Origin of the sequence: Neptunomonas japonica JAMM 1380, assembly GCF_016592555.1 — a bacterium.
GTDB classification, from domain to species: domain Bacteria; phylum Pseudomonadota; class Gammaproteobacteria; order Pseudomonadales; family Balneatricaceae; genus Neptunomonas; species Neptunomonas japonica_A.
In genome coordinates this window covers 79,502-96,276 of the sequence record NZ_AP014546.1, presented here as the reverse complement: position 1 = coordinate 96,276, position 16,775 = coordinate 79,502, and the positions used below count along the sequence as shown (strand labels likewise).

Genomic DNA, 16,775 nt, shown 5'->3' with positions numbered 1-16,775 from the left:
TGAAGTTTTGGTAGATTCCAACAATTACACCCCAGAACAACTTTTCTCGTTACTTAGTACTACTACCTGCTCCAAAGAGACAAAAAAAGACGCCACGAGGGCGCCAAAAGTCTTGCAGATGTTTTGTCATATGATGTCTTTAAAAAGAGGCTTCTTCGTAGCGGCTATAAAGGTGAAATACCGAACGCACAAACTCTAATCTTGTCAGGGATATATCACTAAAACGTGCATCGATAGGTAATTCCATAACCTCATTCATACTAAGCCCTTGTGACGCTGCAGCAGTTAACGTTTTATCCAGCCAACGCAAATAGTCGGCCATCTGCTCTACCGCCAACCCTGTTGTATCTATAGGACCGTGGCCTGGTACAAGCGTATGGTATTGCCAGTTTTTAAGTTGCTCTAAATTCTCTATCCACGCACTTAAGCTGGGTGTATGTGGTGTCGTTAAAGCGCGTTTAAAAAACACAATATCGGAGGCAAAAAGTACGCCTGTCGTTTCATCTAACATAAGAAGGTCGGCACCGCTGTGCCCCTTCATTTGAATAAACCGAAAACGATGTTTCCCCACATCCATCAGCGGCGTAGCGGCTAGATCCAGCGGCTCAGTCGGTAACTGCACCTCAGTAGAGCGCATCCAGTCTCCCACCAAACGATACATGTTTTCAGCGAAAGCATTACCCTGTTGCGCTATGAGCTTACCGGTTTCGGGTAACGCCCAGATTTTGCTGTCACTAAAAGCCTGATTTCCCAAAAAATGGTCCGGGTGATGGTGGCTATTAAACACATGAATAATCGCTTTATCCGTCACGGAATCTATCGCTTGGCGCATTGCCTCGCCATAGCGTTTAGAGGGCCCAGTATCAAAAACTACTACTCCCTCTTCAGTGACAATAAAGGCTGTATTGACAATATTGCCGCCATTTTTACGTGTAAAATCCTCTAACTTGCCTTGTAAAAGCCAGGTATCATCAGCAATTTTCTGAGGCTCAAGCGAATAGCTTAATTTGGCGGCAAATACAGAACAAGAAAGGCTCATCAACAAAGAGAATAGCAAGTACTGTAGTTGTTTCATTGATCTCTCCTAGAGTGGCTGCTCAAACTCATTACCATTGTTATCCCGCAGCCATAAGCTATGCTGCGCACTTGGTTGAGTGACATCAAAGGAAAAAACCGGATTCTCACTGACAGGTTGCGACAGGTCCATTTTCACAAGGGCTGCGCCTTGTGCATCGCGTAGCTCAAGCTGTTGCAGATAAAACTCAGGAATAGCATCCACCAGCCCAGTATCCATAGGGTGGACCACTTTGAACTTATAACGGCCAAACGTTTCTCGTTGGAATTTCTTAGCGCTAATCTCACCTAGGTGGCTTTCCCAGTATGGAGCAGCATTAGCTACACTGGGTGTTGTACAACCGCCACCCGCCGCATCCAGATAGATGCCACCCACCAGCCACTGACCTTTTTTTGTTAAGACCGCGGCACGTATAGGAGTGGCCTGTTGTACCTTGATACGTAAAGAAACGTTAGGTTTTACATCTTTAAGCGGATAATAAGTATAGATATGCTGAATGGGATTTAAGTCTGCCCACACCACGATTTTTTCTATCTTCTCAGACAGCGCAGTGGCATCTACCGTCACCGGCACTTGCGTTGGGTCTTCAGCAAAAGGAGGCACAGAAACAACAATACGATCATCAAATTGATAAGGCGTATCGCCTAAAAACACATTACGTAAATAGTCCCACATAGGAGACTGAAGCGGGTCATCAGAGGCGTGAATAATCGGGCTAGCAACAAAACAGAGCAGCATAGTGACACGACACAAAATCACATTGGCAAAATGCATCTAAACCTCCTAATAACACTCACGGCGGGTAGCCAGCTATTCCGTTTCTCTATTGTATTTCTTGATACAGCCCCGGCAGTTCGTACGTTAATCCATACTTGCTAAACAGTGTTTCCATTTCACCAGAACGCACCATGCCATCCACGACTTCTTCAATAGCATAGCCTAGCTGTCGGTATGTACTTTTTACTGCCATACCCACATCCCACTTCTGCTTACCCATCGACGGAAAACCATTTTCAGCCACCTGATAACGCGGGTTATTCGCTTCAAATAACAGATGATCGATCTCTGAGCGCATCGCCATCACTGCATCAACCTTACCCTCTTGCATGGCGCTAAAGGCTTTTCGTGCGTTGCCGTAATGATGAACATTTTTGCGCATACGTCCCCGAAAACCCGATGTCAGATAAAAATCAGGCAGGCTGTCTATCTCAACACCAATGGGGTAATACTGAAAAACAGCCATGGTTTTTACTGCTTCTATCTTTTCAGCATCAAACGAGACCCGCCAAGACTCACGCTGATACGGCCCAAACATAACAACCTGCTCATTCACCACTTCACCGGTCTGGGGATCTTGTCGATAAGCAAACTCGCGATCATAAGGAACCCGCATCATTACATCAGCGAGCTTTTTCATCGCCAATGGGTTTTCTGTATTCTTGTCGAGATAATGACCTTTCCAAACATTATTACGCAGATCATCTTCCAGATTTTCATCTGGCGTAATCCAGTGTAACTTCAGCTCAAGATCAAATGCGGCGGCTATTGCTTTACCGAGTTCGATATCAACACCCTTAGGCTGACCATCAACAAGGTAAGAATAGGGGGGGAAATCATGATAAACGCCTACCGTAAGATACCTTGAGGCAATCACGTCATCGTAGGCTCGCGCTTGTACCTGCCCGGATAACACCAGACAGATACTGATTGCCAGTACGCAGAGCTTACTCATCAACACTCACCGACTCTAACCAAGTACGGATCGCCCATAGCGCTTCCTGGCTCAGGTAATCGGCCATTTTTGGCATGTAAACAGCACCGTCTCGTACCGCACCGTTGACAACACGATACTGATACCACTCATCACCCTCAAGACCGGCTTCAAGCATACGTAAATCAGGCGCGATACCTCCAGAAATCCCTTCCAAACCATGACAACGAGCGCAGTTTTGCGTATAGGCAGAGAAGCCAATCTTGATAGCCTGTGCATTCTTTTCATAAGGAGGACGGTATGGGTTCTCTTCACGCCATTCTTCGCCAAGTGGATCCAATCCCTGTGTATCAACACCTTGAGGTGTCACATCTCCATGTGCCATCGCTTGAGTTGAAAGACCCGCACAAAACACTAGTGCAGCCGTCGATAGTAATAGTTTATTTTTCAGGAACATCAGATTCACCACTTTTTTGTTTTCACGACACATCTGCCGATTTTAAGTAGACAGTGTTTCACTCTTCATCAAATCATGACGCAAGCCTGCCAATCCAAAAAGTGTACTTTGGCGCGCAAAAACTAGTTCCTTGGTACTAGGTTGTAACGTCAATGCACGGACAACACGCACCTTTGTAGCTGAGTGTTTTTTATTAATTATCAAAAGGTAACTTAAGTAAATATTGAAACTAGAACAAACGGGGCTTGAGTATTGGAGAGGGACATTTGATACCAACATACCCTCTATGAATGCGAGCACATTCATCGAGGGCATGGGGAAGTGGATATTTGTGCCAGCAAGGGAGAACGGCGCCCTACTTCACGCTAAAAATTCCTTTCATACCTTTCACTTCCAAACCCGCTGAGTAAAACTCAAACTCGCCCGTTTTTATAGGTACGAAGTAAATCTCAGCTTCACCTTCCTGCTCAAACTCCAGCTCAGTTAAGCTCATTGCTTTAATTTCCATATCACCTGCTTCTACTTTTCGAAGAAATATAGACTGGAAAAATCTGGGTGCTTTTATTGCATATTCGGTTTGGCCGCTAGAAATTATTTTCAATTTATAAGACTTACCTGTCTCCAGTTCATAACGCGTTTGCGATAGATAGTAACGATTATCTTCCGTGCCAAGTACCAAATTTGGCAACTTTACAGGGCGGCGAGTTAAGTCTCCTTCGGCAAGCGCCTGCTGCCCTGACAATAACATAGCGGCACAAATGGCCGGTGTAAGTAACTTATTAATCAATCGCATTTCATCACCCCGTGCATAGCATCTGTAATTTTCTCTTATTCATGCTAAAGCGCCCACCTGACAACAAAATACTACTTCAGTACTAAAAGTTTTGTACTTTCTTCATATTCCCCCCTCTGTGCTTCCTGCTTATGCTGGGTATTCCACTTTACGAATAAAAATATGAATGAGTCATCATGAATAACTACATAGGTTGGCCAGGCTCGTATCTGTTGCGCTTTCTACTCTGTAGCCTGCTATTTTTTATGCCTTCTGCACATGCGCAGCTCGACGTTGATATTGCCTATATAAAGCTACAGCAAGAACACCGCCCGGTGCTGTCAAATATATTGCCTGAGCCGGGGGATGCGGGTCTGCGTGGTGCTGAGTTAGCCCTGCAAGACAGCAACACCACAGGACGATTTCTTAAACAGTCTTTCCATCTAAAGGTAGATATTAACGACACTCTTGAAGAGACCCTCACACAGATACAGTCTCGCTACGCACAAGGCATACGCTTATTTGTTTTCGACCTGCCCATCGAGGCGCTAAAAGCGGCTTCAGCGTGGCTTAACAAAGCATCACTTAACTCTGGCCCAACCGATGATGTACTCATTTTTAACACCCGCGCCAAAGAAAATGCCCTACGCGTTGATCAATGCATAAGCAATGTACTGCACACGATCCCTAGCCGTGCCATGTTAGCCGACGCGCTCGCCCAATGGCTAACAGAGAAGCGCTTGAATAAGTGGTTACTGATTAAAGGCAGTACAGAGGGTGATCAGGCTTATGCACAATCAATGCAAAGAGCCGCAAAACGCTTTGGTCATAAGATAGTCGCCGAGAAGCAATGGAGCTTTGACACAGACCTGCGGCGTCTAGCACAAAAAGAGATGCCTCTGTTCACGCAAACAGAGGAATACGATGTGGTCGTCGTGGCCGATGAGCAAGGAGATTTTGGTGAGTACGTCTTGTATAACACCTGGTATCCACGCCCTGTCGTAGGCACTCAAGGCCTCACCCCTGTTGCTTGGCATCGCGTTGTTGAACAGTGGGGAGCAGCGCAATTGCAGAGTCGTTTTGACAAGCTCACTGGCCGCTGGATGAACGGCCAAGATTATGCCAGCTGGCTGGCTGTGCGCTCTATTGCTGAAGCGGTCACGCGCACCAATACCACGGACATAAGCACACTCAAGCAGTACATTATTTCAGATAAATTCGAGCTGGCAGGCTTTAAAGGCCGCAAGCTTAATTTTCGGGCGTGGAATGGCCAGCTGCGCCAACCAATACCGCTGATCCATCCACGCTCACTTGTCTCACAATCACCACAGGCTGGTTTTTTGCACCCGATATCTGAACTGGATACGTTGGGATTTGATGCACCAGAGAGCCAATGCCGTCTAGCAAAGCGCTTATAGCGACAGGAAAAACTATGAAAACATCACAGCGCCTCACTCAATTTTTTTCTATCTCAGTATTGTTATTGTGTGTGCAAACAGCACTTGCTCAAACGGCTTATGTGTCTAACGAGAAAGATGACACGCTATCTGTTATCAACCTTGATACCTATGAAGTTACCGCTACCATTGATGTAGGGCAGCGCCCACGTGGCATTATCCTCTCCAAAGATCAAAGTAAGCTGTATATCTGTGCTTCAGATTCTGACACCGTTCAAGTAATGGACTTATCCACACACCAGATCATTAAAGAACTACCCTCTGGTGAAGATCCGGAGCAGTTTGCTTTGCACCCTAATGACCGTCACCTCTATATTGCCAATGAAGATGATGCTCTCGCTACCATTGTGGACACACAAACGAGTGAAGTGCTGGCACAAATAGATGTCGGTGTTGAGCCTGAGGGCATGGCCGTTAGCCCCGATGGAAAAATAGCAGTCAACACCAGCGAAACCACTAACATGGTGCATTGGATCGATACAGAAACCATGCAGCTTGTGGATAACACACTGGTTGATCAACGTCCTCGTCATGTAGAGTTTTCAAAAGATAGCAAAGTACTATGGGCCAGCTCAGAGATTGGCGGGAATGTCTCCATCATTGATGTTGCCAGTCGCCAAATCACGCACAAGGTTTCATTCAAAATTCGCGGCGTTCATCCCGATAAGGTTCAACCCGTCGGTATTAAGCTTAGTGATGATGGGAAATATGCCTTTGTTGCACTAGGCCCCGCCAACCACATTGCTGTCATCGATACAAAAACATTTGAAGTCTTAGAATACATTTTGGTAGGGCGCCGTGTATGGCATATGGCGTTTAACGCAGACCAGTCACTACTACTCACTACCAACGGCATTAGTGGCGATGTGACTGTGGTTGATGTTGCTAAAATGAAAGCCATAAAATCCATCAAGGTAGGCCGCTACCCTTGGGGCATTGTGGTGAAATCACAATGAGCATTAACGTTGAGCAAGTAAGCTTTAATTACGGTAAAAAAAAGGCCCTAAACACTCTTAACTTCACATTAGAGAGTGGCCAGTTTAGTGCGTTGCTCGGCCCAAACGGTGCAGGAAAAAGTACCTTATTTGCTCTACTAACACGCCTTTACTCATTACAAAGTGGCAGCATCCAATTACAAGGCTTAGACCTACAAAAAACACCCACACAAGTCATGCAGCAAGTAGGCGTAGTCTTTCAGCAAAGCACGCTGGATCTTGATCTTAGCGTGCAACAGAATCTCGCCTACCATGCGGCATTACATGGATTTAGCAGCGCAGAAGCCAACATACGTATAGCACTAGAGCTTGAACGAATGTCGATGGCCGACAGAGCCAATGAAAAAGTGAGAGCACTCAATGGAGGTCACCGAAGACGCGTTGAGATTGCCAGAGCACTGCTACATCAACCCAGCGTGCTGTTATTGGACGAACCCACGTCTGGGCTCGATCCGCAAACCAGAAAGATATTAAACCAACATGTCCGCCAACTCTGTGAAGACCAACAACTCACCGTGCTGTGGGCCACCCACCTGATTGACGAAATCCACTCTCAAGACCGGGTTTTATTGCTACATCAAGGAAGCTTGCTCTCCTCTGGTACAGGAGGGGACTTATGCACTCTCAGTGGTAAGAAGCAATTAGCTCATGCTTTTGAGTATCTAACACAACACACGGTAGCCGCCGCATGAATATGACTTCAGCACAGTACTGGCACTGCTTTAAAGGCATTCTGATACGCGAATACCTACGTTTTATACAACAGCGCACACGCTTTTTTAGTGCGCTGGTGCGCCCCCTTTTGTGGCTTGTGGTATTTGCGGCAGGATTTCGCGCAGCACTTGGCATTGCTATTATCGAGCCCTACGAAACCTACATCACTTATGAAGTGTATATTGCACCCGGGCTTTGCTGCATGATCTTGCTATTTAACGGTATGCAAAGTTCGCTATCTATGGTCTATGATCGCGAGATGGGTAGTATGCGGGTACTTTTGATGAGCCCTCTACCACGCTGGTTTCTGCTGGTCTGTAAGCTTCTTTCTATCGCGCTAGTATCTTTACTGCAAGTCTATGCTTTCTTACTCATAGCGCTGTTAGTCGATGTTGAACCGCCCTTGTGGGGATACCTTACGGCTCTACCCGCACTTCTGCTGGTCGCTGTTATGCTCGGCGCTATTGGCCTGTTTATTTCATCGTGGATAAAACAGTTAGAAAATTTTGCGGGGGTGATGAACTTTGTAATTTTCCCGATGTTTTTTCTCTCATCAGCACTTTACCCATTATGGAAAATGCAAGAAGCAAGCGAGTGGCTTTATTGGATCTGTTCTACCAACCCTTTTACCTATGCAGTAGAGCTAGTGAGACATGCGCTGTATATGAAGTTTGATCTTCTCGCCGCAAGCGTGACTCTGGGTACTACGTTACTTTTCTCTTTATTGGCTATTAACGGATTTAATCCACAACGTGCTGCAAAAGGAAAATAGTCATCAAATTAGCGATACGCTCACTGTAAAACAGGCGCAACTCGTGTCCAATACAAGGTGTGCTTTTTAACATCACTGAAGTAATAATTTCTCTCTATTGCATGTAACTCTAATGAAGCGATATCCACATTAAATTTATGCTTCATCAGCTCAGAGAAACCATCTTTATTGCATTCCAATGATTCACACAACAGCACTGCTACAAGCTTACTTTTTGCTCCAAGACTGCTTTCTTCTTTGCGAAAACCTTCAGCATATTCTGGGGTAATGACTCGCGCCTTTTTAAAGTAATTACGCGCATTACCTCCGATCAACCTTGATTCTGCAAAAATAACAGTGGGACTACCTAGCGAAGATGATAGTGATTGATTGATACTTTCATAAGGAACGTTAGGCCGGCTGGAACGTTTAACGTCATCAAATAAAATAATACGCGCACTCAGCGCTACAGACACAAGAACTGCGAATATCACACCTAACAAACAGAAAATTTTAAACCCACGCCTAGATGGCTTATAGAAAGCAGCAATCGCCAGCGGAATAAAAAACAATAGTGGCTGAAACCACCTGTCTTTTATCTCTTGAGCGCCAGTTAACCACACAAAAATAGCGACAAAAACTAGCTCTAATACCAGTAGGTTTATGAGCATTTTTTTATCAGGAATTTCGACATTACTAGCCGAATTCTTGCGCCCTAGTAATACAAGAGAGAACAACCATAAAGGAGATAAAAACGCTAACGCTGACAGCAGCGCATGGCCGATACCGGAGAAAAAACCACCACCCTCAGACTGCAGCTTATGGACACTGCCCGATACAATATCGAGGTGATTTAGCACCCAATAATAATGCGGAGAAATAATCAAAAATACCGGAATAAAAGCGAATAAAACACGCTTATTCAATAATACAAAGCGATATTGAGGTGTCAGTAAAACAGCAAACGTAAGCGCCATCAAAAAAATAAAGTAATTGTATTTACTGAGTAACCCCAAGCCTACCAAGCAGCCTGCCACTATGTAATTTACGACAGAAGGCACTCTTTGTAGGATCACAACTTGGAGTAGCGTAACGGCTGCCATGGCCGTAGCTAGAGGCGAATGGGTAAGGTCTCTTTGCGACTCCCAAATAACCTGAGGAATAAAAGCGATAGAAATAACCGCTATAACTTGTTGCTGGGTCGTAAAAGAAAATAGCCTGCCAATAAAAACGATTGAAACCGCCAGCATACTTAAAATAATGGATTTTAAAACGAGTAATAATACAAGGCTGGGGCCAGTAATAGAGAAGAGAAGTTGCACTATCCAAGTATATAACGGTGGCTGTGCGGAGTAGCCTAGCTTGAAGTCTTGACTGACTATCAACTGCTCAGCTTGATCTAAATCGGCAGTACCTGAAAACACAAACTGTGCTACCTGGTTACCAAGGAAATAAACAAACACTAACCCAAGCAGAATAAAGAGGTGATGCTTCTCCCTATCTAGCACAGCCGCACTTCCCATAACGCATTCGCCCTTCTATCTAAAGACTGCTTTTCAATAAAAGAGCAGAATAATATCAAACTTTCGAAGGTACTACCTACGCTTGTGCGGGCTCGTTATTTTCATCAGCGCTTTCGGTTGCTTTTAGTTTCGCTTGAGCCTCTTTCCATTCACGCATATCTTCGTAATAGATATCCCAGACGCATGGCTCACACGCGCTTTCGCAACATTCATAATCCCCTGGAGGAGTAGGTTTTTCTAACATCGTTGTTCCGTCATCTTTATAAAGTATATTGCTATTTTACCACACACAGACCTATAACCAACTATCCTTAAGCAGCCACTTTCTTAATTACTCTGAACATTTAACCTGCTCAAGGTAATGCTGCAAATTGATGCTTTCACTTGTCTCGAAATTTTTTGCAACTAGCTGTAAACGGCCAATTCTATCCAATCGAAACATCCGATACGCTTGTCGCAACTCGCACCAAGCAACGAGTGTCCACGCACGCCCCCAAAAAACTAGCCCTAAAGGCCAAACTACTCGCGTTGATAAAGCTTTATCTTCTCGGCTGTAATCAAGTTCTATTATTTGCTGTTGCTTAATCGCTGCACGCAGTTGGTCACTATACGGAGCACTTTGCTCACGGTGCATATCAGGCACGAGTAGCCACTCAGGTTTAATCGTATGTTCATGGTATTGTTGCTCAGACAGTACTGCACGAATTTTTTGAAAAGCACTGTCCGCTGCTTTGCCAAGCGCTTCATCACTCCACCCCTGAACCATCCGCACCCCTAGTAGTAGTGCTTCCAATTCATCCTGATCAAACATGATCGGAGGCACAGTAAAGCCAGGATGTAATCGATATCCGACTCCTGCCTCTCCTTCAATCGGCACACCAGAAAGCGATAACGCCTGTATATCACGATAAATTGTTCGTTCCGACACCTGCAAACGCTCAGCAAGATAGCAGGCAGTAACCACTGTTCGCCGGCTACGTAATATCGTTAATAGTTGAAACAGACGCTCCGCTTTTCTCATCTTATTTAATTACCTCTAACCTCGAATTGAAGCTGTTTATGCTTAGTTTTAATTAGTTATCTGGATCACACCCCATGGTACTGGTAGCAACTGGCATATGAAGCACTTTACAGCTTTCTTCATCAATCAGAGCGCACAATGCTTGTCCAGCTGAGCTATCAATAAAGGCGGCAGAGCCTGCTTTAGCCATCTCCATATTTTCCCAATAAATCACATCAAACCAATTCCCTTTCCCATCATGACTTTGAGAGCGATAGTGAAACCCTGGCTGGGCAACCAAAATATTATTCACACCCTCATAAGTTTCTGCCACCTGTGCTTCGTTTATACCTGCTGCTAACTTAAACGTGACCATCTCAACGACTGTTGTCATGCTGTCTACTCCTTAACTAATTGAAGTACCCAGCATATTGCCCCGCTACTGACAGCGTTGTGTCAGTAGTGTTTGATACATGTTATAAATTCATATTATGTTGCTGGCAACTCACTCCAGCGACCAGTAGCGAGGCTAACCCCGTGTCTTTCGAAAGTGCTATTACATTCTTTATCGCCATTTTTATTTTTGGTATTACTCCAGGCCCTGGCATCTTCGCGATTCTAGCGCGAGCCATGACTGAAGGTAGCCGCTCATGTTTTTCGCTCGCCTTAGGGATGACCATCAGTGACATTATTTATCTAGTGCTGGCCTGCTTTGGTTTAGCCGCCATTGCTGAGCATTGGGGAGGCGTATTTACGGTGATTCGTTTTGCCGGTGCTGCCTACCTTTGTTACCTTGGCTGGAAGCTCTGGACTACACCGATAGACTTATCAGATGACGCTTGTGTTGCCAAACCTAGACATGGCATCATGAGCTTTGTACAAGGCTTTTTGATCTCTGCATCAAACCCTAAAGTCATTCTATTTTATATTGCTTTCTTACCTACATTCATGGACTTATCGGCACTAAGTGCCACCGATATTGTCTTGGCTTCCACTCTGCAACTTGTCGCTCTCATGCTGGGCTTAATGATCGTTGCTTATATGGCATCCAAAGCCAGAAGCTTCTTTAAGTCAGAAAAGTCCATGCGTAACCTAAACCGTTCAGCGGGGTCTATTATGATAGGTGCTGGTACCTATCTTGCTACTCGTCACTAGTCACCATCTTTTATTCCAAACGCTCAAAACCAGTACTTTAGTACTGGTTTTTTCACTCCAATGCAGAATGTACCTCACCCTCAGTAGCGCGGTGTAATACAGACTGCTAGAAAGAGTGCAGCTGCATGAAAAAAATGATCGCTTGGTTTTGTTTACTGTACTCGTGCCCTCAAGCACTGACGGCGCAAGAACAACAGGCTATTCATAGTGAAACAACGCCCTGGCCAAGCTCACTAGAAAATGAAAGTGAGCTTTACACCATGGAAGGCTATCGGCTTTTTCGCTATCGCAGCCCAACACCTAAACAGCACGACCAAGCAATAACGGTTTCTACCCAACAGCTGGTCACTTTATTAAAACAACTGCCCGCACCGATATTACTAGATGTGCAGCCACTGATCTGGAAGAGTGGTTTTTTTATAGAAAAAGAACCTCGCTTACACATTCCTAGTAGTTATTGGCTACCCAATGTCGGGCAAGGCGAGTTAGAAGAGGCATGGGCAGATTATTTTCTGCAGTATTTACAAGATTTAACACAAGGACGACAAGACTACCCTATTGTGATTTACTGCACTGCAGATTGCTGGATGTCTTGGAATGCAGTCAAGCGTGCGGCACAATGGGGATACTCTCATCTTTACTGGTACCGGGATGGTTCCGATGGTTGGCAAGAAGCTGACCTAGAAACAGCAGAAGGAAAACCAGAAAAATTTACACCCTGATCTTCAGCTTGTATTTCTTGCTGTCTGATCAATAATAACAATAAGTACGGGAGAGTCTTGTGTATAAAATACTGATTGCGGATGACCACCCTCTGTTTAGGGAAGCGATTAGCAATGTCATTCATACCAGTTTTCCTGAGTGTGAGCTACTTGAAACCCAAACCCTAGAAAGCGCACTTGAGACCACACTAGATCATGACGATTTAGACCTTATTCTATTAGACTTAAATATGCCCGGTATGAATGGTTTGAATGGCCTTATTACCTTACGCAACGAGTCCCCAACGATTCCTGTCGTGATTGTTTCAGCAGAAGAAGATAAACAGATCGTACTTCAAGCCATTACTTACGGTGCTGTAGGCTTTATTACTAAGTCATCTTCTCGCGAGCAGATGACCGATGCGTTGAAGCAAATTTTGGCAGGCAATGTGTATTTACCTTCCGATATTATTCGCAGCAACTCACCTGAAACACGCCGTGCGCCACGTCACGATGACAACCGCATTGCACCTGAAGCTTTATCATCACTTACCCGTCGTCAGCTACTCGTCTTAGAAAGAATGTCCACGGGTGAATCAAATAAACAGATTGCCTATAATCTCAATATTGCAGAGACAACCGTAAAAGCCCATGTATCTGCAATCTTGCGCAAGCTGAACGTACACAATCGTATTCAGGCGGTTTTATCAGCAGGTAATATCAATTTTAGTGAATACCTAAAACGCTAACGATTTTTCAATAGGTGCAATAGCGTCGTTTTTAGTTTTAGCGGCTTAACGGGCTTGTTCATCAGAATGTAGCCCCGTTCACGAATCTCTTGTTTCAAGTCCTTATTGTAATTAGCCGTAATCATTAATACTGACAGCTCTCCTGCCATTCGTTGTGAGATCGAACCTGCCGCATCAACGCCATTCTTACCATTATCCAAGTGATAATCTGCAATCAGCAGGTCAACACGATCACTAGCAGGGTCAACCGTAGCCAACAAATGTTCTGACGATAAAGCAGTTGTCACACAACAACCCCAACCTTCCAGTAACGTTTGCATACCCTGACAGATTGCTAGGTCATTATCTATCACCCATATATGTGCGCCTCGCAGGCAATCCTGAGCAATCTCATGACCTAGCACAGGCATGGCAGAATACAACGCGAGTTCACCGTACGGTACCTCTACAGAGAAAACTGAGCCTTTGCCTTTGATAGACTGAACTGAAATAGCATGCCCCAAAACTCTTGAAATCTTATCCACAATAGCGAGTCCCAACCCCAGGCCTTTATCTTGCCCCTGGTCTTGCGGGTTAAGCCGCCTGAACTCCTGAAAAACCTCCTGTAATTGCGTCTCATGAATACCCATACCGGTATCCCACACTTCAATAACAAGTGACTGCTGCTTACGCCGACAGCCAAACAAAATACGGCCAGAAGAGGTATAACGAATGGCATTTGAAAGAAAGTTCCTAATAATACGTGCCAACAATTGTGAATCAGTGGATATCACCGCAGATGATGGAACATAGGACATTTTTAGTCCTGCTTGCTGTGCAAATTGACCAAATTCATTAGCGATATTCGCCATTAACTCTCGCACTCTAAATGTTGTGATATCCGGCGTTACAACACCGGCATCCAGCTTAGAGATATCCACCAATGTACCAAGTAATGATTCAACATCGCTCAGAGCATGCGACACAGAGTTAACCAGAGGACGAGTCGCTTCACTTAGCTGCTTTTCGGCAAGAGCTCCGGTAAATAGGCGCGCCGCATTTAATGGTTGTAACAAGTCATGGCTAACGGCCGCCAAAAACTTAGTCTTAGATAAATTCGCCTGTTCTGCATCTTTTTTTGCTTCACGTAGCCGTGCTTCTACTTGTGTTCGCTCTTCTATTTCAGAAAGTAAGTGCTCATTCACTGCGGTCAGCTCTGACGTACGCTCATCGACACGCTGCTCAAGATTTTGGTAAGCAGCCTCAAGCTCTAAAGCCACTCTACGACGATCAGTGATATCTCGAATCATGACAAAGAAACCGACCGTTTTACCATCCGAACCTATATTGGGCACATAGGATTTCAGCATGTGACGCTGCTCACCGGCACCATTACGTTCAGCAATATCAAAGGTAACATTTTCGCCAGAAAGCGCTTGTTTGATATAAGGCAGTAACTCGAGAAAGCTTTGCTCTCCATGCACCTGAGTGATACTTTCTCCTGCTAAAGCCCCTCTCTCCCAGCCATACCATTCATCATATACTTTATTGGTAAAACGATAACAAAGATCATCACCCATATATGCAATCAGTGCAGGTACGTGGTCAGTTATTAAACGTATCCATTGCTCACTTTCTTTTAATGTTTCTGCATATTGGTAGCGCTCGGTAATATCGGTGTAAGTATTTACATACCAGCCATCAGGCATAGCGTGAGTCCTTACTTCTATAATATGCTCATCATGGTGCATCACATTTGAGGTAGTCGATTGACCGCCTTTGGCTTTCATATCATGAAAGTGCCTAACATTTAGCGCTCGAAACGGTGGATAAGATTCAGCTTCAGAGCGAGAAACGCCAGTTAGCTTCAAAAAACGATCATTCCAAATCTCAAGCTGATCACTGGCATTAACCAAAGCCACACCTTGTGACAAGTTATCCACAGTACGCTGCAGCAATTCAGATTTTTGCGCTAAGGCCGCTTCCCTACGCTGTGTTTCGGATGCCTTCAATTGGCTGATATCAGTATACAAAACAACCATACCGCCATCCGCAGTGGAGCGTTCACTCATCTGTACCCATTGCCCAGAAGACAAGCGAAACACTTTATTGCCATCGCCGGTTTCACCATACTCTTCTGCTATTAGGCCATGTTCGTCTGCTAAACGACGCACATCCTGAATAGTGGTTCCGGTGGCAATAACCTGTCCCGTATTTTTCCAAACAGACTGAAACTGACTATTAAACAGAACAATACGCCGCTCACGATCAAACAGCACAAAAGCATCAGAAATGCTTTCAATCGCATCGACCAAGCGCTGGTTGGCAAGATCGGCTATTTGATTAGCATTTTTTAAAGCTCTGTGGCTAATTTTAAGCTCTGATAATGCTTCGTTTAACGCTTCTGTGCGTTCACGTACTTGATCGGCCAATACAACGGAGTGCTCAAACGCCGCATATGGGTTGGCCCCTTGAGCAGTACTGGATTCCACTCGTTCAATCAGCGCTTGGTTTATACGTTGGAGTTTGTAGTTCTCCTTTTCTAACTGAGCCAAGCGTGCTTGCTCTACCTCAGTCATCACAAGGCCTCCCTATGACAACACCGGTAAATGTCTGGTTGATATGCATACCTTCTAGGTGTTCACCATAGGTATTAAAACCAACCACTTTATGCTGACGTAACAGCTTAGAAGCTTGTGCAGATATACCCAAATGCTCAATTTCAAGACGACGTAAAAAACAGTCACAACCAATGATGAGCTGTGGTGAACCGACTTTCTCTTCGATACGCTCCAGTTGCGTAGTTAGGTTTTTCAACATATCGCCACGCTGCATCCGCGTGAGTACGATGCCATTCTCAACAGCACAGTAAAACGTCAGGCTCAGGTCCGAGTTGACCTTTTGAATGGAGCGTACATAAAAGACTTCGCCAATTTTGACCGCTAAAGGGTTTAGTGCGAACACTTCTGGGGTTAACTTTTCTACGGGCACACCAATTAGGTTGGCATACTCTTGAGCTGCGGGTTCAGCATTTAGCTCAAATACTCGACGGTTATCACGCTCTGCGGCCGTCACCACCAACTTTTCACTGAGTGATTCAAGATGATGCGTGGTAAACACTTCAAATTCACAGTCCGTATTAAAGAGCAGTACAACGGCGGCCCCAGTGTGAAAAGCGCCGTGGGCGAAAACATGTGTGTGAGCCAAATGAACATCGTCACCTGCAGATCCACCAAAATGCGGGATGTTTCCCAGTGCAGAGCTCAACGTTGCTAATACTTGCTCCTCCTGAACCGACAAGCCATCAAGGAGTGTTAATACAAAGCTATTGCCTTTAATCGGTGCTAACTGCTTTTTCCGGCCTTTATTAATAAAAGACTCAACCACCGACTGTGCTTGAGTTAGGGTGAAATTATCCATCGCCTCAATAAGGCAAGTCTCTACCGTGAAGTGACCACGGCTAAAACCTATAGCACTGATAGCCCCTTGAGCATAACCTTCAGAAGTAATCTCTCCTGCCGTTGTACACCCAGCTAATGCTATATCAGGAAATGCTAAATTCATCGCCTCCGCTAGCTGTTCTAGATCATATTCTGTCGAGCAGAAGAACAACACGAAGCTCAAATCGTCAAAACATAGTTGGTGACGTAACTCTGCTGCTGCAGAAAATGGGTCGCTCTGATTGGAAAAACAAGACACGGCTGGTTCAGACATAAATATGACTATCCTTATCTGA

Annotated in this window: 18 protein-coding genes; 7 read left to right on the top strand and 11 right to left on the bottom strand. The window is 45.0% G+C overall.

Going from position 1 to position 16,775, the window contains the following annotated elements; translation table 11 throughout:
- Positions 1 to 139: 139 nt before the first annotated feature.
- From NEJAP_RS00455 to NEJAP_RS00435, 5 genes are all read right to left on the bottom strand, one after another.
- Positions 140 to 1,075, bottom strand: a complete 936-nt coding sequence (locus NEJAP_RS00455; protein ID WP_201348784.1) for a quinoprotein relay system zinc metallohydrolase 1 — start codon at positions 1,073 to 1,075, stop codon at positions 140 to 142.
- A gap of 9 nt (positions 1,076 to 1,084) precedes the next feature.
- Entirely contained in the window at positions 1,085 to 1,849 is a 765-nt protein-coding gene (locus NEJAP_RS00450) for a quinoprotein dehydrogenase-associated SoxYZ-like carrier (protein ID WP_236591008.1), read from the bottom strand.
- A gap of 49 nt (positions 1,850 to 1,898) precedes the next feature.
- A complete protein-coding gene (locus NEJAP_RS00445) occupies positions 1,899 to 2,807 on the bottom strand; it encodes a substrate-binding periplasmic protein (protein ID WP_201348783.1) in 909 nt (302 codons plus the stop codon).
- A complete protein-coding gene (gene pedF, locus NEJAP_RS00440; protein ID WP_201348782.1) occupies positions 2,800 to 3,243 on the bottom strand; it encodes a cytochrome c-550 PedF in 444 nt (147 codons plus the stop codon). The genes NEJAP_RS00445 and pedF overlap by 8 nt, the downstream gene beginning before the upstream one ends.
- A 355-nt stretch (positions 3,244 to 3,598) precedes the next feature.
- Positions 3,599 to 4,036 carry a copper-binding protein gene (locus tag NEJAP_RS00435; RefSeq protein WP_201348781.1) on the bottom strand — a complete coding sequence of 146 codons (438 nt, stop codon included), beginning with the start codon at positions 4,034 to 4,036 and terminating at the stop codon, positions 3,599 to 3,601.
- Between the two features lie 176 nt (positions 4,037 to 4,212).
- On the opposite strand from NEJAP_RS00435, the gene NEJAP_RS00430 reads away from it, so the two are divergent.
- The 4 genes from NEJAP_RS00430 to NEJAP_RS00415 are packed head-to-tail and all read left to right on the top strand — an operon-like array spanning position 4,213 to position 7,953.
- Positions 4,213 to 5,433 (top strand): ABC transporter substrate-binding protein, encoded by a 1,221-nt coding sequence (locus NEJAP_RS00430; RefSeq protein WP_201348780.1) that lies wholly within the window; start codon positions 4,213 to 4,215, stop codon positions 5,431 to 5,433.
- Between the two features lie 14 nt (positions 5,434 to 5,447).
- Positions 5,448 to 6,428, top strand: coding sequence for a YVTN family beta-propeller repeat protein (locus tag NEJAP_RS00425; protein ID WP_201348779.1), 981 nt, complete (start codon positions 5,448 to 5,450; stop codon positions 6,426 to 6,428).
- Entirely contained in the window at positions 6,425 to 7,159 is a 735-nt protein-coding gene (locus NEJAP_RS00420; RefSeq protein WP_201348778.1) for an ABC transporter ATP-binding protein, read from the top strand. Before NEJAP_RS00425 ends, NEJAP_RS00420 begins: the two co-directional genes overlap by 4 nt.
- Positions 7,156 to 7,953, top strand: a complete 798-nt coding sequence (locus tag NEJAP_RS00415; RefSeq protein ID WP_329610925.1) for an ABC transporter permease — start codon at positions 7,156 to 7,158, stop codon at positions 7,951 to 7,953. The genes NEJAP_RS00420 and NEJAP_RS00415 overlap by 4 nt, the downstream gene beginning before the upstream one ends.
- A 20-nt stretch (positions 7,954 to 7,973) precedes the next feature.
- On the opposite strand, the gene NEJAP_RS00410 is transcribed toward NEJAP_RS00415, so the two are convergent.
- From NEJAP_RS00410 to NEJAP_RS00395, 4 genes are all read right to left on the bottom strand, one after another.
- Complete coding sequence (locus NEJAP_RS00410) at positions 7,974 to 9,455, bottom strand: ArnT family glycosyltransferase (RefSeq protein ID WP_201348777.1); 1,482 nt, start codon at positions 9,453 to 9,455, stop codon at positions 7,974 to 7,976.
- Between the two features lie 76 nt (positions 9,456 to 9,531).
- Positions 9,532 to 9,699 carry an oxidoreductase-like domain-containing protein gene (locus NEJAP_RS00405; protein ID WP_201348776.1) on the bottom strand — a complete coding sequence of 56 codons (168 nt, stop codon included), beginning with the start codon at positions 9,697 to 9,699 and terminating at the stop codon, positions 9,532 to 9,534.
- Positions 9,700 to 9,786: 87 nt separating this feature from the next.
- Entirely contained in the window at positions 9,787 to 10,476 is a 690-nt protein-coding gene (locus tag NEJAP_RS00400) for a helix-turn-helix transcriptional regulator (protein WP_201348775.1), read from the bottom strand.
- Between the two features lie 52 nt (positions 10,477 to 10,528).
- The gene (locus NEJAP_RS00395; protein WP_201348774.1) at positions 10,529 to 10,849 is read right to left on the bottom strand and encodes an antibiotic biosynthesis monooxygenase family protein; all 321 of its coding nucleotides are present in this window, start codon (positions 10,847 to 10,849) and stop codon (positions 10,529 to 10,531) included.
- A gap of 143 nt (positions 10,850 to 10,992) precedes the next feature.
- Between NEJAP_RS00395 and NEJAP_RS00390 the strand changes: the two genes are divergently transcribed.
- From NEJAP_RS00390 to NEJAP_RS00380, 3 genes are all read left to right on the top strand, one after another.
- Complete coding sequence (locus NEJAP_RS00390; protein ID WP_201348773.1) at positions 10,993 to 11,610, top strand: LysE family translocator; 618 nt, start codon at positions 10,993 to 10,995, stop codon at positions 11,608 to 11,610.
- A gap of 125 nt (positions 11,611 to 11,735) precedes the next feature.
- A complete protein-coding gene (locus tag NEJAP_RS00385; RefSeq protein ID WP_201348772.1) occupies positions 11,736 to 12,332 on the top strand; it encodes a rhodanese-like domain-containing protein in 597 nt (198 codons plus the stop codon).
- A 59-nt stretch (positions 12,333 to 12,391) separates the two neighbouring features.
- A complete protein-coding gene (locus NEJAP_RS00380; RefSeq protein ID WP_201348771.1) occupies positions 12,392 to 13,060 on the top strand; it encodes a response regulator in 669 nt (222 codons plus the stop codon).
- On the opposite strand, the gene NEJAP_RS00375 is transcribed toward NEJAP_RS00380, so the two are convergent.
- Positions 13,057 to 15,618 carry a PAS domain-containing hybrid sensor histidine kinase/response regulator gene (locus tag NEJAP_RS00375; protein WP_201350401.1) on the bottom strand — a complete coding sequence of 854 codons (2,562 nt, stop codon included), beginning with the start codon at positions 15,616 to 15,618 and terminating at the stop codon, positions 13,057 to 13,059. The two genes, NEJAP_RS00380 and NEJAP_RS00375, sit on opposite strands and share 4 nt — an antisense overlap.
- Complete coding sequence (nosP, locus tag NEJAP_RS00370) at positions 15,611 to 16,753, bottom strand: nitric oxide-sensing protein NosP (RefSeq protein ID WP_201348770.1); 1,143 nt, start codon at positions 16,751 to 16,753, stop codon at positions 15,611 to 15,613. Before nosP ends, NEJAP_RS00375 begins: the two co-directional genes overlap by 8 nt.
- Between the last annotated feature and the right edge of the window lie 22 nt (positions 16,754 to 16,775).